The 23,981-nt window shown below is 72.1% G+C and carries 19 protein-coding genes and 1 pseudogene; 11 read left to right on the top strand and 9 right to left on the bottom strand.

The features are described 5' to 3' along the window. Nucleotides 1-6 precede the first annotated feature (6 nt). Genes kdpC through RS86_RS08115 form a run of 3 tightly spaced genes read left to right on the top strand, consistent with a single transcriptional unit; the run spans nt 7 to nt 3,994 of the window. Entirely contained in the window at nt 7-648 is a 642-nt protein-coding gene (kdpC, locus tag RS86_RS08125; protein WP_045271742.1) for a potassium-transporting ATPase subunit KdpC, read from the top strand. Nucleotides 649-689: 41 nt separating this feature from the next. Next, nucleotides 690-3,317: an ATP-binding protein gene (locus tag RS86_RS08120; protein WP_045271741.1), complete on the top strand. Its 2,628-nt coding sequence runs from the start codon at nt 690-692 to the stop codon at nt 3,315-3,317. Further along, nucleotides 3,314-3,994, top strand: a complete 681-nt coding sequence (locus RS86_RS08115) for a response regulator (protein ID WP_045271740.1) — start codon at nt 3,314-3,316, stop codon at nt 3,992-3,994. The genes RS86_RS08120 and RS86_RS08115 overlap by 4 nt, the downstream gene beginning before the upstream one ends. A gap of 80 nt (nt 3,995-4,074) precedes the next feature. Here RS86_RS08115 and RS86_RS08110 read toward each other — a convergent pair whose 3' ends face one another. From RS86_RS08110 to RS86_RS08100, 3 genes are all read right to left on the bottom strand, one after another. Beyond that, on the bottom strand, nt 4,075-6,099 hold the full coding sequence (locus RS86_RS08110) for an iron ABC transporter permease (RefSeq protein WP_045271739.1): 2,025 nt from the start codon (nt 6,097-6,099) through the stop codon (nt 4,075-4,077). Further along, on the bottom strand, nt 6,096-7,121 hold the full coding sequence (locus RS86_RS20955) for an iron-siderophore ABC transporter substrate-binding protein (RefSeq protein WP_045271738.1): 1,026 nt from the start codon (nt 7,119-7,121) through the stop codon (nt 6,096-6,098). The genes RS86_RS08110 and RS86_RS20955 overlap by 4 nt, the downstream gene beginning before the upstream one ends. Before the next feature lie 126 nt (nt 7,122-7,247). Next, nucleotides 7,248-8,105 (bottom strand): ABC transporter ATP-binding protein, encoded by an 858-nt coding sequence (locus tag RS86_RS08100; protein WP_045271737.1) that lies wholly within the window; start codon nt 8,103-8,105, stop codon nt 7,248-7,250. A 24-nt stretch (nt 8,106-8,129) separates the two neighbouring features. Between RS86_RS08100 and RS86_RS08095 the strand changes: the two genes are divergently transcribed. Then, on the top strand, nt 8,130-9,053 hold the full coding sequence (locus RS86_RS08095) for a siderophore-interacting protein (RefSeq protein ID WP_045271736.1): 924 nt from the start codon (nt 8,130-8,132) through the stop codon (nt 9,051-9,053). A 316-nt stretch (nt 9,054-9,369) separates the two neighbouring features. Continuing rightward, nucleotides 9,370-10,329: a DMT family transporter gene (locus tag RS86_RS08090; RefSeq protein ID WP_045271735.1), complete on the top strand. Its 960-nt coding sequence runs from the start codon at nt 9,370-9,372 to the stop codon at nt 10,327-10,329. Nucleotides 10,330-10,362: 33 nt separating this feature from the next. On the opposite strand, the gene RS86_RS08085 is transcribed toward RS86_RS08090, so the two are convergent. From RS86_RS08085 to RS86_RS08070, 4 genes are all read right to left on the bottom strand, one after another. After that, nucleotides 10,363-11,199, bottom strand: coding sequence for an oxidoreductase (locus tag RS86_RS08085; RefSeq protein ID WP_045271734.1), 837 nt, complete (start codon nt 11,197-11,199; stop codon nt 10,363-10,365). Between the two features lie 32 nt (nt 11,200-11,231). Next, complete coding sequence (locus RS86_RS21145) at nt 11,232-11,543, bottom strand: response regulator transcription factor (protein WP_327037096.1); 312 nt, start codon at nt 11,541-11,543, stop codon at nt 11,232-11,234. Between the two features lie 1,663 nt (nt 11,544-13,206). Further along, a complete protein-coding gene (locus RS86_RS08075) occupies nt 13,207-14,073 on the bottom strand; it encodes an ATP-binding protein (RefSeq protein ID WP_045271732.1) in 867 nt (288 codons plus the stop codon). Nucleotides 14,074-14,294: 221 nt separating this feature from the next. Beyond that, nucleotides 14,295-14,657: a hypothetical protein gene (locus tag RS86_RS08070; RefSeq protein ID WP_045271731.1), complete on the bottom strand. Its 363-nt coding sequence runs from the start codon at nt 14,655-14,657 to the stop codon at nt 14,295-14,297. Between the two features lie 241 nt (nt 14,658-14,898). Here RS86_RS08070 and RS86_RS08065 point away from each other — a divergent pair, with 241 nt between their 5' ends. Further along, nucleotides 14,899-15,936, top strand: coding sequence for an FUSC family protein (locus tag RS86_RS08065; protein ID WP_045271730.1), 1,038 nt, complete (start codon nt 14,899-14,901; stop codon nt 15,934-15,936). A gap of 158 nt (nt 15,937-16,094) precedes the next feature. On the opposite strand, the gene RS86_RS08060 is transcribed toward RS86_RS08065, so the two are convergent. Beyond that, the gene (locus RS86_RS08060) at nt 16,095-17,861 is read right to left on the bottom strand and encodes a glycoside hydrolase family 35 protein (RefSeq protein ID WP_045271729.1); all 1,767 of its coding nucleotides are present in this window, start codon (nt 17,859-17,861) and stop codon (nt 16,095-16,097) included. An 85-nt stretch (nt 17,862-17,946) separates the two neighbouring features. Here RS86_RS08060 and RS86_RS08055 point away from each other — a divergent pair, with 85 nt between their 5' ends. From RS86_RS08055 to RS86_RS08035, 5 genes are all read left to right on the top strand, one after another. Next, nucleotides 17,947-18,609 (top strand): DNA alkylation repair protein, encoded by a 663-nt coding sequence (locus RS86_RS08055; protein WP_045271728.1) that lies wholly within the window; start codon nt 17,947-17,949, stop codon nt 18,607-18,609. 122 nt (nt 18,610-18,731) lie between these two features. Further along, on the top strand, nt 18,732-19,445 hold the full coding sequence (gene deoD / locus RS86_RS08050) for a purine-nucleoside phosphorylase (RefSeq protein WP_045271727.1): 714 nt from the start codon (nt 18,732-18,734) through the stop codon (nt 19,443-19,445). A 136-nt stretch (nt 19,446-19,581) separates the two neighbouring features. Next, nucleotides 19,582-22,110 (top strand): DEAD/DEAH box helicase, encoded by a 2,529-nt coding sequence (locus RS86_RS08045; protein WP_045271726.1) that lies wholly within the window; start codon nt 19,582-19,584, stop codon nt 22,108-22,110. A 170-nt stretch (nt 22,111-22,280) separates the two neighbouring features. Continuing rightward, entirely contained in the window at nt 22,281-23,324 is a 1,044-nt protein-coding gene (locus RS86_RS08040) for a M4 family metallopeptidase (RefSeq protein WP_045271865.1), read from the top strand. Beyond that, nucleotides 23,305-23,661, top strand: a complete 357-nt coding sequence (locus RS86_RS08035; protein WP_045271725.1) for a protealysin inhibitor emfourin — start codon at nt 23,305-23,307, stop codon at nt 23,659-23,661. The genes RS86_RS08040 and RS86_RS08035 overlap by 20 nt, the downstream gene beginning before the upstream one ends. Nucleotides 23,662-23,729: 68 nt before the next feature. Here the strand turns inward: RS86_RS08035 and RS86_RS08030 are convergent. After that, nucleotides 23,730-23,981 (bottom strand): annotated as a pseudogene (locus tag RS86_RS08030) (hypothetical protein); the annotation flags it as partial.

Below are 23,981 nucleotides of genomic sequence, written 5' to 3'. Positions count from 1 at the left end.
CACACCATGTCGAACCTCCGCGGCACCGTCCGTCTCACCGGCGTCGCCGTCCGCGCGATGCTCGTACTCACCCTCCTCCTCGGCGTCGGCTACACGCTCGCCCTCACCGGCATCGGCCAGCTCGCGCTGCCCTGGCAGTCGAACGGATCCCTCGTCGACGCGAAGGGGAACGCCACGGGCGGCTGGACCGGCGGCGAGGCCCCGGTCGGCAGCGCCCTCATCGGCCAGTCCTTCACCGACGCGAAGGGCGACGCCCTGCCGCAGTACTTCCAGCCCCGTCCGTCCGCGGCGGGCGAGAAGGGTTACGACCCCACGGCCTCGGGCGGCAGCAACCTCGGTCCGAACAATCCCGACCTCGTGAAGGCGATCGCCGAGCGCCGCGCCGCGATCGCGGCCCGTGAGGGCGTCGCCGAGTCCGCGGTGCCCGCCGACGCCGTCACGGCCTCGGCCTCGGGGCTCGACCCGCACATCAGCACGGCTTACGCGCTGCTCCAGGTGAACCGGGTCGCCGAGGCGCGCGGCCTGGATGCGTCCGCCGTGCGCACGCTGGTGGAGTCTAGGATTCAAACGCGCGATGCGGGATTCCTCGGCGAAGAGCGGGTGAACGTGCTCGCGCTGAACCAGGCCCTCGACGCCCTGCAGCGGTGAGACGCGCGGACGACGGGGCACGTGCAGTGAGCGAGGCGATGATGGGCGCGAGGCGCGAGGGCGGATCCGGAGCCCGCGGCCGACTGCGCGTACTGCTCGGCGCGGCGCCGGGCGTCGGCAAGACCTACGAGATGCTCGGAGAAGGGCGCCGCCTGTCCGAGGCCGGGCGCGACGTGGTCATCGGGATCGTCGAGACGCACGGCCGCGATGCGACGCTCGCGCAGACCAGGGGCATCGAGCAGGTGGCGCGCCGGACCGTGTCGCACCGCGGAGTGCAACTCGACGAACTCGATGTCGACGCGGTGCTCGCGCGCCGGCCCGCGCTCGCCCTCATCGACGAGATGGCGCACACGAACGCGCCAGGATCCCGCAACGCCAAGCGCTGGCAGGACGTGCAGGAGCTGCTGGACGCGGGCATCGACGTCATCACGACCGTGAACGTGCAGCACATCGAGTCGCTCAATGCCGTGGTCGAGAAGATCACCGGGGTCGTGCAGCAGGAGACCGTGCCGGATGCGGTGATCCGCGGGGCCGACGAGGTGGAGGTCGTGGATCTCGCCCCGCAGACCCTGCGCGACCGCCTCTCGGCGGGACAGGTGTATCCGGCCGAGCGGATCGACGCCGCCCTGTCGAACTACTTCCGCCTCGGCAACCTCACCGCCCTCCGCGAACTGGCTCTGCTGTGGCTGGCCGACGAGGTGGACAGCGCGCTGCGCAGCTACCGCACCCAGCACGGCATCGACAGCGCCTGGCAGGCCCGCGAGCGCGTGGTCGTCGCCCTCACCGGCGGCCCTGAGGGCGAGACCCTGCTGCGCCGCGGCGCGAGGATCGCCGCACGCTCGGCCGGCGGCGAGCTGCTGGCCGTGCACGTCACCACGCAGGACGGACTTCGCGGCGACCGCCCAGGGGCGCTCAGCGCCCAGCGCGGCCTCGTGGAATCGCTCGGCGGCAGCTACCACCAGCTCGTCGGCGACGACGTGCCCGGAACGCTGGTGGAGTTCGCGCAGTCCGTCGACGCGAGCCAGCTCGTGATCGGCGTGAGCCGGCGCTCCCGCCTCTCCGCGGCGCTCACCGGGCCGGGCATCGGCGCGGAGATCATCCGCCGCTCCGGCGACATCGACGTGCACATCGTCACGCATGCCGCAGCCGGCCGCCGCGGACCGCTCCCGTCGATCAGCGGTGGAGCCCTCGGGTGGCGGCGCCAGCTCATCGGCTTCGCCGTGGCCCTGGTCGGAGGGCCGCTGCTCTCGTGGCTGCTGTTCGCGCTCAAGGCGCCAGGATCCATCACGAGCGACGTGCTGAGCTACCAGCTGCTCGTCGTCGTGGTCGCCCTCATCGGCGGGCTCCGCCCCGCCCTGTTCGCCGCGATTCTGAGCGGCATCACGCTCGACTTCCTCTTCGTCGAACCGCTCTTCACGGTGACGATCGCGGATCCGCTGCACGCCCTCGCGCTCGTGCTGTACGTCGTGATCGCGGTGCTCGTGAGCATCGTCGTGGACCAGGCCGCCCGACGCGCCCGCGCCGCCCAGCGCGCCGCCGGAGAGGCCGAGCTGCTCGCCGCCGTGGCGGGCAACGTGCTGCGCGGCGACAGCGCCCCCACGGCCCTCGTCGCGCGGGCGCGCGAGGCGTTCGGGCTGAGCGGCATCCGGCTGCTCGCCCCCGACGGCACGGTGATCGCGGCCGACGGCGAGCCGCTCGCGGGGCACATCGACGGGACGGATCCGGCCGACTCCACGTCCGGCGGATCCGTGGCGGCACGATCCGGGCCTGCCGCGATGGCCGGGCCGCAGGTCGAGACGGTTCCGGTCGGGGTCGGTACGGACGGCCACCCGCGCGCGATCCTCGAGCTGCACGGGGCCGATCTCGACGCCGCAGGCCGCCGGCTGCTCGACGCGATCGTCGCCCAATTGGCCGCGGCGATCGAGCACACCGATCTGCGCGAGACCGCGAGCCAGGCGGCGGTGCTCGCAGAGACGGACCAGGTGCGCAGCGCCCTGCTCTCCGCGCTCAGCCATGATCTGCGCCGTCCGCTCGCGGCCGCCGTCGCCGCGGTCGGCGGGCTTCGCAGCGCCCACCGCCTGTCGGCGGAGGACCGTGCCGAGCTCGTCGAGACCGCCGACGAGAGCCTCGCCACGCTGTCCCGCCTCGTGACGGACCTGCTCGACGTCAGCCGCGTGCAGGCAGGGGTCCTGGCGGTGTCGCTCGCCCGGGTGGACGCGGGCGGAGGCGTGGTCTCGGCGCTCGATGAGCTGTCGCTCGGTCCCGCCGACGTCGAGCTCGCCCTGGATCCGGCCCTGCCGGGTCTGCGCGCGGATCCGGTGCTGCTGCAGCGCGTGCTCGTGAACCTGCTCACCAACGCCGTGCGGCACTCGCCCGCAGGCGTCCGGGTGATCGTGTCGACGAGCCGGCTCGGCGAGCGCGCGGAGATCCGCGTCGCCGACCGCGGCGAGGGCATCCCCGAGGATCAGCGCGAGAGCGCGTTCCTGCCGTTCCAGCGGCACGGCGACACCGACAACACGACCGGTCTCGGCCTGGGCCTCGCCCTGTCCCGCGGTTTCGCCGAGGGCATGGGCGGTACGCTGACGGCCGAGGACACCCCCGGCGGCGGCCTCACGATGGTGGTGTCGCTGCCGCTCGAGACGACCCCCGCCGAGGAGGACCCGCGATGAAACTGCTCGTCGCCGACGACGACCCGCAGCTCGTGCGCGCCCTGCGGATCACGCTCGCCGCGCACGGCTACGACGTGATCGCGGCTCCGGACGGCGCCGCCGCGATCGCGATGGCCGCGCAGTCGCACCCCGACCTCGTGCTGCTCGACCTCGGAATGCCGAAGCTCGACGGGATCGCCGTGATCGAGGCGCTGCGCGGCTGGAGCGACGTGCCGATCCTGGTCGTGTCGGGACGGACCGGATCCGCGGACAAGGTCGAGGCGCTCGACGCGGGCGCCGACGACTACGTCACGAAGCCGTTCCAGGTCGACGAGCTGCTCGCACGGCTGCGCGCCCTCGCCCGCCGTCGCGGCGGAGCGCCCGCCGAATCGTCCGTCGCGTTCGGCGAGGTGGAGGTGGATCTGGCAGCCAAGGCCGTGACGCGCGGCGGATCCCGCGTGCACCTCACGCCGACGGAGTGGCAGATCCTCGAGCACCTGGCCCGGCATCCCGGCGCGCTCGTGACGCGGCAGGAGCTGCTGCGCGAGATCTGGGGCACCGAGCAGATCACGGACACCGGCTACCTGCGGCTGTACCTGTCGCAGCTGCGCAAGAAGCTCGAGCGCACCCCCAGCGCCCCCGAGCACCTGCTCACCGAGCAGGGCATGGGCTACCGCCTGGTGCTGGACCCGGCCTGACCTCCCTTCGGGGTCGTTGAGCGCCCTTCGTCTCGTCGCTGCGCTCCTCGCTCAGGGACCGGACCGAGGGCAGCCCGGGCTCACACGTCTCGGGAGCGCCAGAGCAGCCAGACGAAGTACGGGGCGCCGAGCACCGCGACCACGAGCCCCGCGGGCAGCTGCGCGGGGGCGATGACCGTGCGGCCCACCGCATCCGCGAGGCCCACCAGCACTGCTCCCAGCAGCACCGCGACCGGGACCACACGCGCGTGCCGGGCGCCGACCAGGGCGCGCGCCGCGTGCGGGGCGACCAGGCCGACGAAGCCGATGACCCCGACCGCCACCACACTGAACGCGGCGAGCAGCGCGGCGACCGCGAGGATCAGCAGGCGCGAGCGCTCGAGCTTCACGCCGAGCACGCGCGGGGTGTCCTCGTCGAGTGCGAGCAGGTCGAGCTCGCGGCGGCGCAGCAGCACCACGGGCAGCGTGATCAGCAGCACCACGGCCAGCGGCACCACCTGGTCCCAGATCCGGCCGTAGGTCGTGCCACTCAGCCACGTGTAGATCTTCGGGGTGTCGAACGGGCTCGACCGCAGCAGCACGAACGACGTGAGCGCGACCGCCGCCGAGGAGACGCCGATCCCGATCAGGATGAACCGGTCCGCGCTGAGTCCGCCGCGCCAGGCCAGCAGGTACACGAGCGCGAAGGCCGCGATCGCACCGACCACCGCCGCCACGAGCATGCCGAACATCGAGGCCGCGGCGCTCGTCACCACGAGCACGGCCCCGAGCCCCGCCCCGCCGGTGATGCCGAGGAGGCCCGGATCCGCGAGCGGGTTGCGGCTCACGGCCTGCGTGAGGCATCCGGCGAGCGCGAGGGCCGCGCCCGCGGTGACGGCGGCGATCACCCGAGGCGCCCGCTCGTCCAGTGCGAACGCGATCTGCGGGGGCGCCTGCCCCTGCAGCCAGAGCAGCACGTCCCCGGTGAGCAGCGGCGTCGCGCCCAGCAGCAGGCCGGCGATCACGACGGCGATCACGAGCACGGCCGAGATCACGAGGACGAGCCGGAAGCGCAGCGGCCCCCGCACGCCGAACCGGATCGACGGCGGGCGCCGCGTGGGTCCGGAATCGCGCAGCCGCCGCGCCATCACCACGAGCACGACGGATCCGAGCACGGTCGTCGCCACCCCCGTGGGCACGGCGATCGCGCCCTCGGCCCCGATGACGAGCCGCAGCAGGGCATCGGCGACGATCACCACGAGCGCGCCGATGAGACCGGACGCGGGCAGCAGCAGCGCGTGCCGGCCGAGGCCGGGCACGATCCGCACGAGCAGGCGCGCGAGCACCGGCGCGCACAGTCCGACGAAGCCGAGCGGGCCGGCGAGGGTGACGGCGGTCGCGGTCAGCACCACCGACAGCAGGATCCCGAGGATGCGCGTGGAGCGGATCCGCACGCCGAGGGACGCCGCCAGGTCGTCGCCGAGGGCGAGCACGTCGAGGCGGCGGGCGAGGAGCAGCGCCAGCAGCCCGGCGACGACGACGACCGGCGCCGCGCGCAGGAACGCCTCGAGACCGAGCTGCGACAGACTGCCGCTCCCCCAGGCGAGCAGGCCCTTGGTCTGCTCGCTGAACAGGATCAGCAGGGCAGAGGTCGCCGCCTGGAACGCGAGGGCCAGGGCGGATCCGGCCAGCACGAGCCGGGTCGTCGAGGATCCGGCCCCTCCCGCGAGTCCGAGCACGATCACGGCGGCCAGGAGCCCGCCGGCGAACGCGACGATGCCCGATGCCCAGAACGGGATCGAGATCCCGAAGGCGGCGACCCCGGTGATCGCGAGATACGAGCCCGCCGTCACACCGAGGGTGTCCGGGGAGGCGAGCGAGTTGCGCGCCAGCGATTGCATGAGCAGGCCGGCCATGCCGAGGGCGACACCGACCGCCACACCCGCCGCGAGGCGGGGCAGGCGCGCACCGAGCAGGATCTCCGGATCGGCCCAGACCGCCCCGCTCGTCCCCTGTGTCAGATGCCAGCCCGCGGCGACGACGAGCGCGAGCAGGAGGAGGATCAGCGCCCCGACGGCGCCGAGGCGCGCGCGGACGCCGGTGCTCTCGTGCAGGACCCGGCTCACCGGGTGAACGCGGCGACGTACGCGTCGGCGATCTTCTCGGCCGAGCGGGGTCCGCCGAACGTCCAGATGCCGGTCGGGAACGCGTGGGTCCGCTTCTCCTTGACCGCCGGGATCGAGGCCCAGGCCGGGTTCTTCTCGGCCGCCGTGATGAAGCTGCCGCTGTCGGGGTCGTCGGTGCCGGTGTACAGCAGCGTCGCGGATCCGACAGTCGTCATGCCCTCGATGTCGGTGCTGCCGAGCCCGTACGCCGGGTCGGTCTCGCCCTTCCACACGTTCGTGAGGCCCAGCTCGCCGCCGATCGCGCCGATGAGCGAACCGGTGCCGAACGGCCGCAGCGAGACGGTGCCGCCGTCGACCCAGCCGTCGAAGTAGACGAAGTCCGTGCTCTCCGGCTTCGCGGCGGCGAGGGTCTTCTTCGCCTCCGCGAGGTGGCTCTTCATCTCCGTCGTGACGACCTCGGCGCGCTCGGTGCGCCCCGAGGCCTGCGCGATCAGGTCGAAGGTGGCGAGCAGCTGCTTCACCGGGTCTTTCGCGTCGGCGCCGATGGTCACGAGCACGGGCACGCCGTACTTCTCGAGCTGGCCGATGATGGCATCGTCGCGGGTCTTCGCCTCCACGACCACGAGGTCGGGCTTGGTCTGGAACAGCGCATCGAGGTTCGGCTCCTGGCGGGTGCCGACGTCCTTGACGCCTTCGGGCAGCGTCTCCGCCTTGTCCCACTGGCGGTAGCCGGCGGCGTCCGCCACCGCGACGGGCGTCACGCACAGCGAGAGCGCGTCCTCGACCTGCTGCCACTCCAGCACGGCGACGCGCTCGGCGGGCTTGTCGAGCTTCACGGTGCGGCCGAGGGCGTCGGTCACGCTGACCGGCCCCGTGGCGGTGGTCGTGCTGTCCTTGGCGCACTCGGCGCTCGCGGCGGGTGCGGCGCTGTCGGTGGGTGACGCGACGGAGGTCGTCCCGCATCCGGCGAGGGCGAGGGTGGTCGCCGCGAGCAGCGAGAGGACGGCGAGGGGCTTGCGCATGGTTCTCCAGGGTCGGTGGTCGGGGAGTGTGAGGAAGATCGAGATCGGGGATCCGGCCGCGCCGAGACGCGTCAGCGCGGGGATGCCGTCATGCGGCGCACCCGGTGCGGACGCGTCCGCCGGCCGTCAGGCCGGCTGCGGTTCGCGGGCGGGGCGACGTGCGGCGTGCCGGCCGCGCGGGATCACGCGCACCCGGCCGTCGTCGTCGAGCGCGGTGTCGATGCGCAGCCCGTAGGCCGCGGACAGGTTCTCGCCGGTGAGCACTTCGGCCGGGGTGCCGTCGGCGCGCACGCGGCCGTCGTGGAGGAGCACGACGCGGTCGGCGACCGCGGCGGCGTGGTCGAGGTCGTGCAGCACGACGCCCAGGGCCGTGCCCGCGTCGGCGAGGTCGCGGATGAGGTCGAGCGTCTCGATCTGGTAGCGCAGGTCGAGGTGGTTGGTCGGCTCGTCGAGCAGGAGGATCGGCGTGGTCTGCGCGAGCGCGGTCGCCAGCCAGACGCGCTGCAGCTCCCCTCCGGAGAGCTCGTCCACGGGACGTGCGCCCATGGCGCCAAGGCCGGTGAGGTCGAGCGCCCTGTCGATGGCCGCGCGGTCCTCGTCGCGCAGGCCGGAGAAGCGGCCGCGATGCGGGTGCCGACCGAAGGCGACGACATCGCGCACCTCGAGGCCCGACGGATGCGGACGCGACTGCGACAGCATCGCCACGGTGCGCGCGAACTCCTTCGCGTCCAGCGCCGCGGCGTCGCGGTCGGTGCCGGCGGCGTCGATGCGCACGGATCCGGCGTGGATGCGGTGCAGCCGCGCGATGGCCCGCAGCGCGGTGGATTTCCCGCTGCCGTTCGGTCCGATGAGCGCCGTGACGGATCCGGGTCGGAGCGTGAGGGCGACGTCGTGCACGACGGGCGTGCGGCCGTAGTGCAGCGCCAAGCCCTCGGCCACGAGTCCGGCCGCCAAGAAGGAGCCGGAGGAATCCCGATTCGTCATGTTAGGGGAGCCTAACCTATCCTGATGAACGTGTCACATCACCCCTACCGCACCTATCGCACCACCGTCGCGCGTCGCGAGCAGCTGTCGCCGAGCTTCCTGCGCATGACGCTGACCGGCCCCGATCTCGTGCATTTCGGCACGGCGGGCCTCGATCAGCGGATCAAGCTCGTGCTGCCGCTGCCCGACGGATCCTTCACCGACGTCGGCCAGTTCGACGAATCGGTCGGCATGATGGAGTGGTATCGCCGGTGGCGAGAACTCCCCGATGAGGCGCGCAATCCGATTCGCACGTACACGATCCGCGCTGTCCGGCCCGAGACCCGCGAGATCGACGTCGACTTCGTGCTGCACGGCACGGAGGGCCCCGCATCCGCCTGGGCCTCCGCCGCGGGCCCCGGAGCGCCGCTGGTCGTGATCGGCCCCGATGCGCGCGCCGACGAGACCGGCGGGCTGGAGTGGAACCCTGGCGATGCCGGCTCGGTGCTCATCGCCGGGGACGAGACCGCGGTGCCGGCGATCTGCGCAATCGTCGAGTCGCTGCCCGCGCACGTGACCGGATCCGTCTACATCGAGGTGCCCACCGAGGCCGATGCACTGCCGCTCGCGGCGCCGGAGGGCGTCGCGGTCCGGTGGCTGGCCCGCAGAAGCGCGGCGCACGGGCTGCGGCTGAGCGCCGCCGTGCACGCCTGGGGCGAGACGAGGGTCGCCGAGACGACCACCTCGGCCGCCGACGCACCCACAGGGACGGAGCTCGCGGATCCGAACGAGGACGAGGTGCTCTGGGAGGTGCCGGAGGCGTCGGTCGGATCCTGCTACGCGTGGCTCGCGGGCGAGGCGAGCACGATCACCGCGCTGCGCCGCCACCTCGTGCGCGGCCTCGGCATCGACCGTCGCTCGGTGGCATTCATGGGGTACTGGCGCCGAGGCAGGGCCGAGGCCGCCTGAAGGCGGGTGCGCGTCCGGGTCGGTGCCCCGCGCTGTCCCGTGCGCGGAGCACCCACCGGACCCCAGAACGCCTCGTCGAGCGATTCCATCCGCACCGCGAGCCTGCGGGGGGCAACACCTCGCGACGCGGCGATCGCCCGCCCCGGCGAACCGGAGTGAGGCGCATGCGGGCGTGTCCGGGCACGCCCAGATAACAGTCAATCAGCCGCCGGGTTGACCGGGGCCGGAATCCGCATCATCTCACCCCGTATTTCACCCGGATCGCCACGTCCGATTCCCGCCAGACCCGAGGCCGCGACAGGACGACGCTGGAGTCATGGCCGCTCCTTCGCGCTCCGCAGTTCTCACCGCATCGGCATATCTCGCACTCGCGCTCACGTGGGGATCGAGCTTCCTGCTGATGAAGGTCTCGCTCGACTCCTTCAGCCCTGCGCAGATCGCGATCGGCCGCATCCTCATCGGCGCACTCACCCTCGGCGCCCTCATGGCGCTCACACGACGCCGGTGGCCGCGGGAACGGCGGATCTGGGGTCACATGACGGTCGTCGCGGTGTTCCTGTGCGTCCTGCCGTTCCTGCTCTTCGCCTGGGCGGAGACTCTGCTGCCCTCCGGGATCGCCGCCGTCATCAACGCGACCACCCCGATCTGGACCGCGATCGCGACGGCGCTCACCGTGCGCGGCGCCCGTCTGCATCCCGGCCAGGTCGTCGGCGTCCTGCTCGGCCTCTGCGGCGTCGCCCTGGCCATGGGCGCGTGGCAGGTGGTGAGCGATCCGGCCTTCCTCGCCTCCTTCCCCGCGCAGCTCGCGTGCCTCGGAGCGACCGCCTCGTACGGGATCGCCTTCACCTGGATGCAGCGCTTCGTGGCGGGACGGCACCATCACGACGCACTGTCGATCGCCGCCGTACAGCTGACCGCGGCCGCGGCGATCGGGCTCCTCCTCGCGCCGTTCCTCGCGCTCGACCCGATCCGCGGCGGTTTCGCGCCTGCTCCGGTGCTCGCGCTCACGACGCTCGGGATGCTGGGCACCGGGTTGGCCTACATCTGGAACACTCGGGTGCTCTCAGCCTGGGGCGCCATCGCCGCCGCGAGCGTCACCTACCTCACCCCGCTCGTCGGCATCGCGCTGGGCGTGATCCTGCTCGCGGAACCCCTCACCTGGTACGAGCCCGTGGGGGCGCTGGTGATCATCCTCAGCGTGCTTCTCGTGCAGCGCCGGTTCGACGGGCTGCTGCTCGCCCTCAGGCGCCGGCCGAGTGAAGCCGCCGCCGTGTGACGGCGCCGTCCCGTCGGCGCGGTCGGCCCCTGCTCAGCCGCCGATGCCCATGCCTCGCTGGATGAGACGGTCGAACACACGGGCGGGCAAGATCCGGTGCGCGAAGACCAGGGGCTTCGCACCGAAGCCGATGCGATAGCGGGCGCGGGGCCGGCGGGCGGTCGCCGCCTTCGTGATCGCCCGGGCCACGACGTCGGGCGAGGAGGTCATCCTGGCTCCCGGCGATGAGCTGCCGCCGAGGGTGTTCGCGACCGCCTCCGCCTGAACCCGATACGGGCCGTTGCCGGAAGTCTCCCGAACATTGGCCGCAGCGATCGCGCCCCACTCGGTGCGGATGGATCCTGGCTGGACGACGACCACCTCGATGCCTAACGGCGCCAACTCCATGCGCAGGGCGTCGCTGATCGCCTCGACCGCGTACTTGCTCGCGTGGTACCACGCGCCCAGCGGGGTCGTGAAGTTGCCGCCCATCGAGGAGATGTTGATGATCGTCCCGCTGCGCTGCGCGCGCAGCTGCGGCAGCACCAGCTGCGCCATCCTCGCGAGTCCGATCACGTTCACGTCGAGCTGCGCCTGCGCCTCGGAGAGCGGCACATCCTCGAGCGCGCCATACGATCCGTACCCTGCGTTGTTCACCAGGACGTCGATCCGCCCCTGCTCCGCGAGGATCTGCGCGACCGCGGCCTTCGCCGAGGCATCGTCCGTCACGTCCAGGGCGATCGTGTGCACCCCGGCCTCCCGCAGCCCCGCCATCCGGTCCAGGCGGCGCGCGGCGGCGTAGACCGTGAAGCCTGCATCCTTCAAGTGACGAGCGGCGGACTCTCCGATGCCGGAGGAGGCCCCTGTGACGAGTACGACCTTCGTGTCCATGACGATTTCTCCGCTTCTCCAGAGCAACCGGCTCAGCGAGCGCGCTGGGCGACGGCGGCCTCCGTGCGGGAGGAGACGCCGAGCTTGCGCAGGATCGCGGAGACGTGCACGCTCGCGGTCTTCCCGCTGATGAACAGGCGCTCACCGATCTGCCGGTTGCTGAGCCCCTCTGCGATGAGGTCGAGCACCTGCTGCTCGCGCGCGGTGAGCTCCACGCTCTCCGCGGCGTGCGCCGCACGCGATCCCGCGCGGTGGAGCCCTGCCGCCTCGATGAACTCCGCGGTACGGCGGCGCAGCCGGTCGTGGCCGAGCGCTTCCGCGGAGGCGGCGGCCTCCGCGGCCATGTCGACCGCCGATGCCCTGTCGCCGTCCGCCACGAATACCCGTGCCCGCTCCAGCCGGACGAGCGGGCGGAACACCGCTGGAACATCGTCGCCGTCGGCGGCCGTGATCGCCGTATCGAGCTGCGCCCCGTCCGCGTCCAGCACAGCCATCAGCACGGCCGCCCAGTGCGGATGCTGCAGCTCGACCGGCAGCGACGACCACGCGGCGCGCACGATCCCGGCGGTCTCCTCGGCGAGCGCGCCGTGGCCGTCCGCGCGCAGATCCGCGACCGCCCGACCGCCCTCGAGCAGTATTCGCCCGAGCAGTGCGAGCCGCTGCCCTGGATCCTCGATCACCTCGCGCAGCCCCGCCGCGGCACGGACCGGATCCCCGAGACCGAGCGCGATGAGGATCTCGACGTCGTGCAGCGAGTACCAGACCTGTCGCTCGACGTCGGCGACGGCCTCGGCGGTCGTGCGCCACTCGCGCAGCAGCTGCTCCGCCTCGTCCATGCCGCCGCGCCAGACCAGCGTGCGGATCCGCGACATCGTCGAGTACATCCGGAACACCTGCAGGGTGCGCATCGTCATGTCGTGCGCGGTCGCCTCCTCGGCGCGCGCGATCTCGCCGAGCTCGATGAGCGGCTCGACCATGTTGTGGGACAGGATCGAGCCGGTCGCCCGCTCGACGCCCAGTCGGCGGGAGTGCGCGACCCCGGCCTCGGCGACCTCGACCGCCTCGCGGAAGCGGCCGATCATGTTGAGCGTGTCCGCGTAGTTGACCCGGTAGCGCAGCTGCGCATCGTGGTCGGTCGCGTGCTGCCAGGACAGCCGGAAATCATCGAGCCCCGCGGCGACCTGCCCCAGGTGCACACGCGCGCAGCCGCGGAGGTTCCCCGCGACCGACATCGCGCCGTCGAAGCCGATCGCCTCAGCGGCGCGGTACGCCTCATCCGCGGTGCTCACGGCCTGCTCCAGCTGCCCGCCCACGAGGTAACGCCCGGCCAGGTAGCCGAGCAGCGTCGTGCGCAGCCGCTCCTCGCCCTCGCGCCCCTCGATGACCGAGAGCGCTTCTGTCAGCAGCTCCACGGATCCATGCCGGCCGAGGTTCTGCAGGTAGAGGGCCTTGTCTCGCAGCAGCCGGGCGTGCACGGCCGGCTCGACCTCGGTGCGGTCGATCTCGGCGAGCGCGAGCGAGACGACGGTGAGCGCCCGCTCGCCGTCGCCGCCGTTGCGCAGGATCGACCCGAACTGCGCGAGCAGCGGGATCCGCCCGATGCCGGCGACCTCCTGCGCATCCGGCACCTGGTCCCACAGCTCCAGGGCGAGCTCGCCGAAGCGCGCGGAAGTGGAGAAGGCGTAGCTGTTCTTGGCCTGCAGCATGGCGGTGACCGCGGCGGCGAGCGCCCGCGGCGAATCGTGCGACTGATGCCAGTGGAAGGCGAGGGCGGACGCGGATCCTCCCGAGGCCTCGAGCGCGTCGGCGTAGGCCCAGTGCAGGCGGGCGCGCTCGCCCGGCAGCAGGTCGTCGTGCACGGCCTCGCGCAGCAGCGCGTGCCGGAAGCCGTATGCGGAGTCGCCGCGCACCGCGAGCACGCCCGTCGCCATCGCCTCGCGGAGGGCGTCGTCGAGACGCTCGCCGTCGAAGCCCGCAAGCGTGGTGAGCAGGTCGTGCGAGATCGGATCATCGGATCCCGACGCCAGCCGGACGATGCGCTTCGCGTCGTCCTCGAGGGCGTCGAAGCGCGCGAGCAGCACGTCGCGCAGGGTGTCGGGCATGGGCCCCTGCACGTTGCAGAGCAGTTCCTCGATGAAGAACGGCACGCCCTCGCTGCGATCCATGAGACGCGCGAGACCCGCATCGTCGACCGTGCCGCGCAGGCGCTGCACCAGGTCGCGCACCTCGATCGCGTCGAGCCGCTTCAGGGTGACCCGGTCGAGCAGCCGGGCGCTCCGCCTCGGCGAAGAAGGTGCGCACCTCTCCCCCGCGGCGCACCTCGTCGATGCGGCAGGTCAGCAGGAACAGCACGGGGCGGCCCGCAAGGGCGCGGAGCAGGAAGGAGAGCATCGACAGCGTCGCGGCGTCGGCCCAGTGCAGGTCTTCTATCACGACCACCACGGGCCGGGTCGCGGAGGCCGCCTCGAGGAGGTTCGCGATCGTCTCGCGCAGCCCCTCCGGACGGATCGCGGACCGGTCGACCGGAGCGGTCGCACGCTCGGGCAGCAGCAGCTGCAGGGCGTCGCGGCCCGGGCCCGCGGCCTCGTCTGCGCGGTCGCCGAGCTCGTCGAGCAGTCCGCGCAGGATCGCCGGGAGCGGGCCGAACGGAGCCGGTGTGGATCCGTAGTCGAGGCACCAGCCCGTCAGCACGGTGGCCTCGTCCGCCACGCGGCGACGGAACTCCGCCGTCAGCCGGGACTTGCCGATACCTGCCTCGCCGCCCACGAGCACGGAGGCGGACTCGCCGGCACCGGAACGGCGCAGGGCGTCGTCGAGGAGCGCGAGTTCGGCATCGCGCCCGACCATGGCGGCCGACGTGGTGGCGAGGGACATGTCTTCATCGTGCCACCAGCCACGGACATCGGGCGCCGCCACGGGCGAGGCGCCGCTCTCGGCAGAACCGGAGGTTGCCCCGCGAGACGCGGAAGAACCTCCCGACGGCAGCGGATCCTGGGTCGGATCCGTCGTCGGGAGGCTCTCGGGGTCGGGCGCGTCCTGTGTCGCAGGGGGCGCGGACGTCGCGGTGTCGGGCGCCGAGGCGGACGCCGGGGCGCTCATGCGGCGTGCGAGCCGCAGCCGACCAGCTCGCTCGCGCGGGCGTCGTCCTCGGTCTGCACGGATGCGGCGGACACGAGCCCGGCGATCGGCGCGGGGGTCGTGGCTGCCGCGGGCACCGCGGTCGCACGGCTCGCCGGGGCGGGCGCGGCGAGCGCCGTTGCGGCCTGCGCAGGCGCGGGGGCCGGCACGACCTCGGCGCGGCGGGCCTGCAGTCGACCCAGCATCCGACGCAGGAATCCGTCGCGGCGCACGATCATGTCGGCGTGCTCTGCGGCCATCCTGGCGCGCTCGGCACGGATCGCGGCCTGCTCGATCTCCAGCGTGGTGATGCGGTAGCTCATCGCGTAGTTCAGTTCCATGATGTCTCCTTCTCCGGTACTCATACGCTCGTCGCTAAGGCCCCCTCCCCCCATCCGTCAGATGCCTTAACTTCCGCCCCAGGCACCTCAGATCCGATCAGCGAGACTGCAACTGGGCGACGAGACAGCGCCGCAGAAGCGCAGTCTCGTCGCGGAGATGGAGTCTCGCGGTCAAGGAGGGGCGGGAGCCCGGACTTGCCGCGGCTCCGCTGCGCACAGGCGGCCGGACTACCGTGGGAGCATGCGCCCGCTCGCCGCCCTCCGTGCCGCCCGACGCGCACCGCTGCTGCAGGTCGCGAAGTCGGCGGCGGCCACGATCGCGGCCTGGCTGGTCGCGGGCTGGCTCGTCCCGGGGCACCTGCCCGTGTTCGCGGCGATCGCCGCGCTGCTCGTGGTGCAGCCGAGCGTGAACCAGTCGTTCGCGAAGGCCGTGGAGCGCAGCTTCGGAGTGATCGCCGGCGTCGTGATCGCCGTACTCCTGAGCCTCGCGCTCGGCGGGCTCAGCTGGGTCGTGCTGCTCGCGGTCGTGGTGGCGATGGTCGTCGCCTGGTCGTTCAAGGCCACTCCTGGCACCGCGAACCAGGTCGCGATCTCGGCGATGCTCGTGCTCGCACTCGGCTCCGCGAGCCCCGACTACGCGGTGGACCGGATCCTGGAGACCCTGATCGGCGCGGCGATCGGCTTCGTGGTGAACGTCGCCGTCGTGCCGCCCGTGCTGGTCGCCCCGGCACGGCGCGACCTGACGCTCCTCGGCGGGGAGCTCGCCGCGACCCTCGACCGCCTGGGCGACGCGATCGCGGTGGAGCAGAGCCCCGCACGCCTGCAGGAGCTCATGCTCGAAGCACGGCTGCTGCGCCCGATGAAGGACGCCGCCGACGCCTCGGTGACCGCCGGGGAAGAGTCGCTCACGCTGAACCCGCGCGGCTCGCGTCACCGTTCCGAGCTCGCCGCGTCGCGTGCGCTGCTGGAGCGCCTCGGACCGATCGTGACGCAGGTGATCGGCATGACCCGCGCCTACGTCGATCAGTACGACGACGCGCTCCCCGCCGAGCCGTCCGTCGCGCCGATCGCCGAGCAGCTGCACCGCGCGGGCCACGACGTCCGCCTCGCCGTCCAGCTGGCCGAGGTGGATCCGGAGCCCGAGGCGCTGACCTCCGCGATCCCGGCGCTGACGTCGCCGCTGGACATCCGCCCGCCCTCGTCACGCCATTGGGTGCTGATCGGATCCCTCACGGAGGATCTGCGTCGCATCCGCGCCGGGCTGCGCGACGAGGACTGAAGCGAGAGTCCCGCACCGGGGTCGTTGAGCGCCCTTCGTCTCGCTGCGCTCGCTCAGGGGCCGACCACAGACCGGTCCCTGAGCGAGGAGCGCAGCGACGAGACGAAGGGCGTCTCGCCGGCGGCTCGCTCAACGACCACGAGTGCGATGAGCGCGCCTCAGGCCCCGATGAACTCCTCCACAGGGCCGAAGTCGGGTTCCCCGCGGATCTCGACGACGGATCCGAGCACGTCCGTCTCGAGCACGCGGATCTCGTTGCGACCGTTGCGCCAGAGCGGCGCCGGGGCGTACAGCGTGACCTGCGGGCCGACCGCGCGATAGCGGCCGAGCAGGAATCCGTTCAGCCACACCATGCCGTTCGCGCCGCCGGGGAACGCGAGCCAGGCATCGGCGGGATCCGCGACGTCGAACACCGCCAGGGCGAGGCCGTCGACCGGCCCAGCGCCGGCCGGATCAGCCGCAGCCGCAGCCGGAGCCGGAACGTCCTGCGGGAGGACCCGGTGGGTCCAGCCGTGCGCGAACCGACGCCCGATCCGCACGCCCGCCATGATGCCCTTGCCCTCGCCGGTGTGCGGCCCGTAGTTGACGCGCCCCTGGCTCTCCACGACGAGCGTGAGCAGTCCGGATCCACCCGTGGCGGGAAGGTCGAGCGACCGCACCCCGTCGCGCTCGAGCACGCCGAGGCGCACGCCGTCGAGATAGGCGATCGCGCGGTCGTGCAGCACGTCGACCGTCAGCGCCGCCCCGGGTTCGTAGGTGATCTCGGACTCGTACGCGACCAGCCCGTCCTCGGCGCCGAGCTCCTCGAACGTGAGCGGCATCGGGGCCGTGGCGCCCGCGGGCTCCGCGCGCGCGACGTCGAACAGCGACGCCACGGGCACCAGTGGTGCGGACGCGGCCGCCTGCCGACGCGGGGCGTCCGGCACCGGCGGGAGGTCGCCGTCGTGGAATGGGGCGAAGGCCGCGCGCAGCGCGTGGAACTTGTCGTTCAGGGATCCGTCCTCCCCGATCGGCGCATCCGAGTCGTAGCTCGTGACGGTCGGCTGCAGCACGCCGTCGTGGTTCGCCCCCGCCCAGAGCCCGAAGTTCGTGCCGCCGTGCGCCATGTAGAGGCTCACGGATCCGCCCGCGTCCAGCAGCTCCTCGACCGTGCCGATCATGCTCGCGGCCGAGCGCACGTGGTGGTGCTCGCCCCAGTGGTCGAACCAGCCGCCCCACAGCTCCGCGCACAGCAACGCCTGGTCCGGTACGTGCAGGCGCTGCGCCTCGGCGACGCCGGTGCCGAACGTGAACGACCCCATCGCGCCCTCGACGCTGCCATTGCGCACCATGTCGGCGGTGGTCCCGTCGGCCGTCGTGAGCAGCTCCACGATCCCCCGCGCGCGCAACCCGTCGCGCAAGTGCACGAGGTAGTCCTGGTCGCTGCCGAAGGATCCGTATTCGTTCTCGATCTGCAGTGCCGTGATCGGGCCGCCGTGGGCCGCCTGCAGCGCGGCGAGCCGGGGGATCAGCTCGTCGTACCAGGCGTCGACCGCGGCGAGGAAGGCGGGGTCGCTCGTGCGGAGGGAACGGGTGCGGCCACTCAGCCAGAACGGGATGCCGCCGTTCGACCACTCCGCGCAGATGTAGGGGCTGGGACGCACGAACACGTCGAGCCCGATCTCGCCCGCGAGCCGGATGAACCGCTCGGCGTCGCGCCAGCCGTCGAAGTCGCTCTCGCCCTCGACCCGCTCGTGGAAGTTCCACGGGATGTAGGTGTCAACCGTGTTCGCCCCCATCGCGGCAAGGCGGCGCAGCCGGTCCTCCCACTGATCGGGGTGGATGCGGAAGTAGTGCACCGCGCCGGAGAGCATCCGGAACGGACGGCCGTGGCGCCGCAGCGCCCCGTCCTCGTAGGTGAGCGCGGCGCGCGGGGACTCGGTCATGGCTCTCCTCGGGGCGCGGCACGATGTTTGCGTCACCATTGTCGCATCCCGGGCGCCCCGCGCACCCGCGATCTAGGCTGTCCCCATGTCCACGCCCCTCGCCGAAGCCCTCGCCGATCTGGCCGCCCTGGAGGATCCGAAGGCGCGCGCCGTCAACGAGCGGCACGGCGATGCCCACGGGGTGAACCTGTCCCGGATGCGTGCGCTCGCGAAGCGGATCGGCACGGATCCGGAGCTCGCCGGAGAACTGTGGGCATCCGGCGACGTGGCGGGACAGCTCCTCGGGATCCTGGTGATGAAGCCTCGCGCCCTCGACGCGAGCGCCCTCGACCGCATGGTGCGGGAGACCCTGAGCGCCAAGGCGCACGACTGGCTCGTCGCGTACATCGTGAAGAAGTCGCCACTCGCGGAAGAGCTCCGCGTGCGCTGGCTGGACGATGCCGGCGCCGACGCGCGCGCCGCGGCCTGGTCGCTCACCTCCGCCCGGGTCGCGAAGAGTCCGGAGGGGCTCGACCTCGATGCGCTCCTGGACCGGATCGAACGCGAGCTCGCCGGCGCCCCGGCGCGCGAGCAGTGGGCGATGAACGAGACGCTCGCCACGATCGGCATCCACCATCCCGCGGAGCGCGACCGCGCGATCGCGATCGGCGAGCGGCTGCAGGTGCTCGCCGACTACCCCACGCCGCCGAACTGCACCTCGCCCTTCGCGCCGCTGTGGATCGCGGAGATGGTGAGCCGCCAGGGCTGAGTGCCCCGTCGCGTGCGGAGGGACGGCGTCCTTCGCGACAGCATCCTCGCGCTCCGTGCTTCCGACCGCGCGCATCTGCGCGCGCCTCGCCCCCGAGGGATCCGCCCGAATACCCTGATCGCATGAGCACGCACATCGCCGCCGCGCCCGGTCAGATCGCCCCCGTCGTCCTGTTCCCCGGGGATCCGCTGCGTGCGAGGTGGATCGCGGAGACCTTCCTCGACGACGCCGAGTGCTATTCCGAGGTGCGTGGCATGCTCGGCTTCACCGGCACCTGGCAGGGCCACCGGGTCTCGGTGCAGGGATCAGGAATGGGACAGCCCTCGATGTCGATCTATGCGAACGAGCTGTTCCAGGAGTACGACGTGCAGACGATCGTGCGGGTCGGCTCCTGCGGCGCGCTCACGGAGAAGGTCGGCATGCGCGACATCATCATCGCGAACGGCGCATGCACCGACTCCGGGATCAACCGGGTCCGCTTCCACGGCCAGGACTACGCGCCCGTGGCAGACTTCGGACTCCTCCGCCGCGCCGTCGAGGCGAGCGAGCGGATGGATCTCGACCATGCCGTGCACGTCGGCCTGCTCTTCTCGAGCGACCAGTTCTACAGCACCCGCCCCGAGCTGACCGAACCGCTGGTGCGGCACGGCGCGCTCGCCGTCGAGATGGAGACCAGCGGTCTCTACACGCTCGCCGCGTACTACGACCGCCGCGCCCTGAGCATCTGCACCGTGTCCGACCACCTGGTCACGCACGAGGAGACCACGGCCCTCGAGCGCGAGCAGAGCTTCGGCGACATGGTCCGCATCGCTCTCGAGGCCGCGACGACGGCCTGACCCCTTCTGACCGCGAGACTCCATTTGGGCGACGAGACTGCGCCTATAGAGCGCAGTCTCGTCGCGGAGTTGCAGTCTCGCGGGTGAAGAGGGACGCCCGGTGCGGGGGTGCACGGGGTGGGATGATCGATGCATCATGTCTCTGCGCCTCGATCCGTCCGTCGTCCGCCCCGCCGAGGGGGATCCGGATCCGGATGCCGTCTACCTGGCCTTCGTGGAATGGGCCGAATCGACGGGGATCTCGCTCTACCCGGCGCAGGACGAGGCCGTCATCGAGATCGTTTCGGGGCAGAATCTGATCCTCAGCACCCCGACCGGCACCGGCAAGTCGCTCGTCGCGGTCGCCGCCCACTTCGCGGCCCTCGCGGACGGGCGCCGCACGTACTACACCGCCCCGATCAAAGCCCTCGTCAGCGAGAAGTTCTTCAGCCTGGTCGAGGTCTTCGGCGCCGAGAACGTCGGCATGGTCACCGGCGACTCCGCCGTCAACGCCGACGCCCCGATCGTGTGCTGCACGGCCGAGATCCTCGCGAACCTGGCCCTGCGCGAGGGCCCGGATGCCGAGGTCGGCCAGGTCGTCATGGACGAGTTCCACTTCTACGGCGACCCGGATCGCGGCTGGGCCTGGCAGGTGCCGCTGCTCACCCTGCCGCAGGCGCAGTTCATCCTCATGTCGGCCACACTCGGCGACGTGACCGAGCTCGCCGCGGACCTCACCCGCCGCACCGGCCGCGAGACCGCCGTCGTCACCGGCGTTGAGCGGCCCGTGCCGCTGCACTTCTTCTACGAGACCACCCCGATCCACGAGACGATCGAGGACCTGCTGCACACCGGCCAGGCGCCGGTCTACATCGTGCACTTCTCCCAGGCCGCCGCCATGGAGCGCGCCCAGGCCCTGGCGAGCGCGAAGGTCGCCACCCGCGAACAGCGCGACGAGATCGCCGAGCTCATCGGCGGCTTCCGCTTCACCACCTCGTTCGGCAAGACCCTCGCCCGCCTGCTGCGGCTCGGCATCGGCGTGCACCACGCCGGCATGCTGCCGAAGTACCGCCGCCTCGTCGAGCAACTCGCGCAGCGAGGGCTCCTGCGGGTGATCTGCGGCACCGACACCCTCGGCGTCGGCATCAACGTGCCCATCAGGACGGTGCTGCTCGCGGCGCTCACGAAGTTCGACGGCACCAGGATGCGCCAGCTCAACGCCCGCGAGTTCCACCAGATCGCCGGGCGCGCGGGCCGGGCCGGCTTCGACACGGCCGGCACGGTCGTGGCGCAGGCGCCGGAGCACGAGAGCGAGAACATCGCCGCGATCCGCAAGGCGGGCGACGACCCGAAGAAGAAGCGCAAGATCATCCGCAAGAAGGCGCCGGACGGCTTCGTGTCGTGGGGGGAGCCGTCGTTCCAGAAGCTCATCGCCGCGGAGCCCGAGACCCTGACCTCGCACATGCAGATCACGAGCGCGATGATGCTCAACGTGATCGGGCGCGGCGGCGACGTCTTCGCGAATATGCGCTCCCTGGTATACGACAATCATGAGTCCCGCGCCACGCAGCGGATCCTCGCCATCCGGGCGCTCGGGATCTACCGGACGCTGCGGGAGTCGGGGATCGTCGAGCGCGGCCCCGACGGCACGGTCCGCCTGACGGTCGATCTGCAGCCGAACTTCGCGCTGAACCAGCCGCTCTCCCCCTTCGCCCTTGCGGCGTTCGAGCTTCTGGACCCTGCGGATCCGACGTTCGCGCTCGACATGCTCTCGATCGTCGAGGCCACCCTCGACGACCCAAGGGCCATCCTCAGCCAGCAGGAGTTCGTCACCCGCGGTGAGGCCGTCGCGGTGATGAAGCGCGAGGGCATGGAGTACGAGGAGCGCATGGAAGCGCTCGAGGAGATCACGTACCCGAAGCCGCTCGAGGAGCTGCTCTCCGCCGCGTTCGAGACGTTCAGCGCCGCGCAGCCATGGATCCGCGACTTCGAACTGCACCCCAAATCGGTCGTGCGCGACATGTACGAACGGGCCATGTCGTTCGGGGAATATGTCGCGCTCTACAAGGTCGCGCGCTCCGAGGGCGTCGTGCTGCGCTACCTCTCGGACGCCTACCGGGCGGCCTCCCAGACGATCCCGGAGCACCTGAAGAGCGAAGAGCTGCGGGACCTCATCGAATGGCTGGGCGAGCTCGTCCGTCAGGTCGACTCCTCGCTGCTGGACGAGTGGGAGGAGCTCATCTCGGGCCATCCCGTCTCGCACACCGACGAGCCGGTGGTGCCGCCCGCGCCGAAGCGGCTCACGACGAATGTCCGCGCTTTCCGGATCCTGGTGCGCAACGAGCTGTTCCGCCGCGTGCAGCTCGCCGCGCGGGAGGATCTGGACGCCCTTGCCCAGCTGGATCCGGAGTTCGGCGCCGACGGCTGGGATGCGGCTCTCGACGCCTACTTCGCCGAGCACGACGAGATCCGCATCGGACCCGACGCGCGCAGCGCGGCGCTGCTCATCCTCGATGAGACCGGCGGCCCGGATCACGAGCGTCCCGCTCGCGCATGGGCCGTGCAGCAGATCCTCGACGACCCGGCAGGAGACCACGACTGGCGGATCTCCGCGATGGTCGACCTGGATGCCTCAGACGACGCAGGAGAAGCCGTCATCGCCGTGACCGGGGTGGCTCGGCTGTAGCCGGACGGCGCCCCGCATCACCCTCCCGCCGCTTCGCCGCTCCCGTGACGATGTCCGGCACCCGGCGTATCGTCGAAGACACGCGAGCGGAACGGAGGGGCATCTTGACGATTCACGAAGGCCGTGGGGGGCCGCGGACGCCGGCGCGGCGGGCACAGATCCATCAGGGCATCGTGCCCTCGTATCTGCTGGCGAAGCTGGCCGAGTCCGAGCGCTACACCCAGGCCGCCGAGGCGGCCCGGCAGACCCTGATCGCTCCGGCGCCGGCGGAGCACCGCGCGCAGCTGCGACTGTCGATCGACGAGAACGGCTCGCTCGTGGCCACGGTCGAGGCGGCGCCGAACCGCACGATCAGCGACGCGCACGGCACCGAGACGCTCCCCGGCACGGTGGTGCGCACCGAGGACGAGCCGACCGTCGCCGACGTCGCCGTGAACCAGGCGTTCGACGGGCTCGGCGCGACGTTCCAGATGCTGCTCGACGCCTTCCAGCGCAACTCGATCGACGGGAAGGGCCTGTCGCTGGACGCGACGGTGCACTACGGATCCGGATACGACAACGCGTTCTGGAACGGCGAGCGCATGGTGTTCGGGGATGGCGACGGCCAGGTCTTCCAGGGCTTCACCGGTTCGACCACGGTGATCGGCCACGAGCTGGGGCACGGCGTCATCCAGCACACCGCGGGTCTGGAGTACGAGGGGCAGCCCGGCGCGCTGAACGAGTCCCTCGCCGACGTCTTCGGCGCCCTCACCGAGCAGCACCTGCTCGGCCAGACCGCCGACCAGGCGACGTGGCTCATCGGCGCGGGTATCTTCACCCCCGCCGTCCACGGCAAGGCGCTGCGGTCGATGCTGCATCCCGGCACCGCCTACGACGACCCCGAACTAGGCAAGGATCCACAGCCGGCCGACATGAGCGGCTACGTGCAGACCACCGACGACAATGGCGGCGTGCACCTCAACTCGGGCATCCCGAACCGCGCGTTCGCGCTGTTCGCGGTCGAGCTCGGCGGCTACGCGTGGGAGACGGCCGGATCCGTCTGGTACCGCGCGCTGACCGGCGGGCTGACGGCGTCGGCGACGTTCGCGCAGTTCGCGAAGGCGACGATCGCCGAGGCGGATGCGGTGAGCCCGTCCACGGGCGACGCCGCGCGCACCGCGTGGGCGTCGGTCGGCGTGATCAAGGCGACGGGCGATGAGCGAGCCGTCGGCTGATCCGCCCGTCGGGATCCCCGTCGACTCCGGCGCCGGCGGGGACGACGGCGTCGCGATCCGCGTCGCGCGCAGCGGCGGCATCGCCGGGATGACCCGGCGATGGAGCGTGCAGCCGTCCGGGGGCGAGGCCGCGCACTGGATCGTCCTCGTCGAGCAGTGCCCCTGGGACGAGAAGGTCCCCCGCGACACCGGGGCGGATCGCTACTCGTGGCGGATCGAGGTGCGGATCCGCCGGGAGCGCCACGAGCAGGTGATCCCGGAGGAGCACCTGCTCGGGCCCTGGCGCGCCCTCGTGGACGCCGTGCAGGAGGCGGACGCGGGCACGACCCGCATCTGATCGTCTGCCCGTGAGCCCGCCCGAGGAGGGCGCGCGCGCATCGAGCGCACCGCCCGGGCGGTCGCAGCCTAGGATCGGTGGGACATCGCCCAGCGGCGGCGGAGCTTGTGCAGCAACGGCATGATCCCGTAGATCACGATGGGCACGGCGATCGTCACCGTGATGACCGTGCGGGGGGCCACAGGGATTCCCGCCATCAGCGGACCCAGCAGCAGGTTGATCGCCAGGAGGGTCGGGGTCACGGCGATCCAGATCATCAGGGCGAGCGTGTGCTGACTCGGCGGCCGCGGGGCTGCAGGGGCGGCGGGCGTGGGCGGGGC

Source organism: Microbacterium azadirachtae, from assembly GCF_000956505.1.
GTDB classification, from domain to species: domain Bacteria; phylum Actinomycetota; class Actinomycetes; order Actinomycetales; family Microbacteriaceae; genus Microbacterium; species Microbacterium azadirachtae_A.
The sequence above is the reverse complement of the archived record's forward strand: the minus strand, read 5'-3'. Positions and strand labels throughout refer to the sequence as shown.

Bases quoted from the DNA above. Each gene is read 5' to 3' on its own strand.
- deoD (WP_045271727.1), top strand. From the start codon at position 18,732: ATGAGCACGCACATCGCCGCCGCGCCCGGTCAGATCGCCCCCGTCGTC.
- RS86_RS08065 (WP_045271730.1), top strand. From the start codon at position 14,899: ATGCGCCCGCTCGCCGCCCTCCGTGCCGCCCGACGCGCACCGCTGCTG.
- RS86_RS08035 (WP_045271725.1), top strand. From the start codon at position 23,305: ATGAGCGAGCCGTCGGCTGATCCGCCCGTCGGGATCCCCGTCGACTCC.
- RS86_RS20955 (WP_045271738.1), bottom strand. From the start codon at position 7,121: ATGCGCAAGCCCCTCGCCGTCCTCTCGCTGCTCGCGGCGACCACCCTC.
- RS86_RS08095 (WP_045271736.1), top strand. From the start codon at position 8,130: ATGAACGTGTCACATCACCCCTACCGCACCTATCGCACCACCGTCGCG.
- RS86_RS08060 (WP_045271729.1), bottom strand. From the start codon at position 17,861: ATGACCGAGTCCCCGCGCGCCGCGCTCACCTACGAGGACGGGGCGCTG.
- RS86_RS08115 (WP_045271740.1), top strand. From the start codon at position 3,314: ATGAAACTGCTCGTCGCCGACGACGACCCGCAGCTCGTGCGCGCCCTG.
- RS86_RS08120 (WP_045271741.1), top strand. From the start codon at position 690: ATGGGCGCGAGGCGCGAGGGCGGATCCGGAGCCCGCGGCCGACTGCGC.
- RS86_RS08085 (WP_045271734.1), bottom strand. From the start codon at position 11,199: ATGGACACGAAGGTCGTACTCGTCACAGGGGCCTCCTCCGGCATCGGA.
- RS86_RS08045 (WP_045271726.1), top strand. From the start codon at position 19,582: ATGTCTCTGCGCCTCGATCCGTCCGTCGTCCGCCCCGCCGAGGGGGAT.
- RS86_RS08055 (WP_045271728.1), top strand. From the start codon at position 17,947: ATGTCCACGCCCCTCGCCGAAGCCCTCGCCGATCTGGCCGCCCTGGAG.
- RS86_RS08100 (WP_045271737.1), bottom strand. From the start codon at position 8,105: ATGACGAATCGGGATTCCTCCGGCTCCTTCTTGGCGGCCGGACTCGTG.
- kdpC (WP_045271742.1), top strand. From the start codon at position 7: ATGTCGAACCTCCGCGGCACCGTCCGTCTCACCGGCGTCGCCGTCCGC.
- RS86_RS08075 (WP_045271732.1), bottom strand. From the start codon at position 14,073: ATGTCCCTCGCCACCACGTCGGCCGCCATGGTCGGGCGCGATGCCGAA.
- RS86_RS21145 (WP_327037096.1), bottom strand. From the start codon at position 11,543: ATGGCCGCGGAGGCCGCCGCCTCCGCGGAAGCGCTCGGCCACGACCGG.
- RS86_RS08090 (WP_045271735.1), top strand. From the start codon at position 9,370: ATGGCCGCTCCTTCGCGCTCCGCAGTTCTCACCGCATCGGCATATCTC.
- RS86_RS08070 (WP_045271731.1), bottom strand. From the start codon at position 14,657: ATGGAACTGAACTACGCGATGAGCTACCGCATCACCACGCTGGAGATC.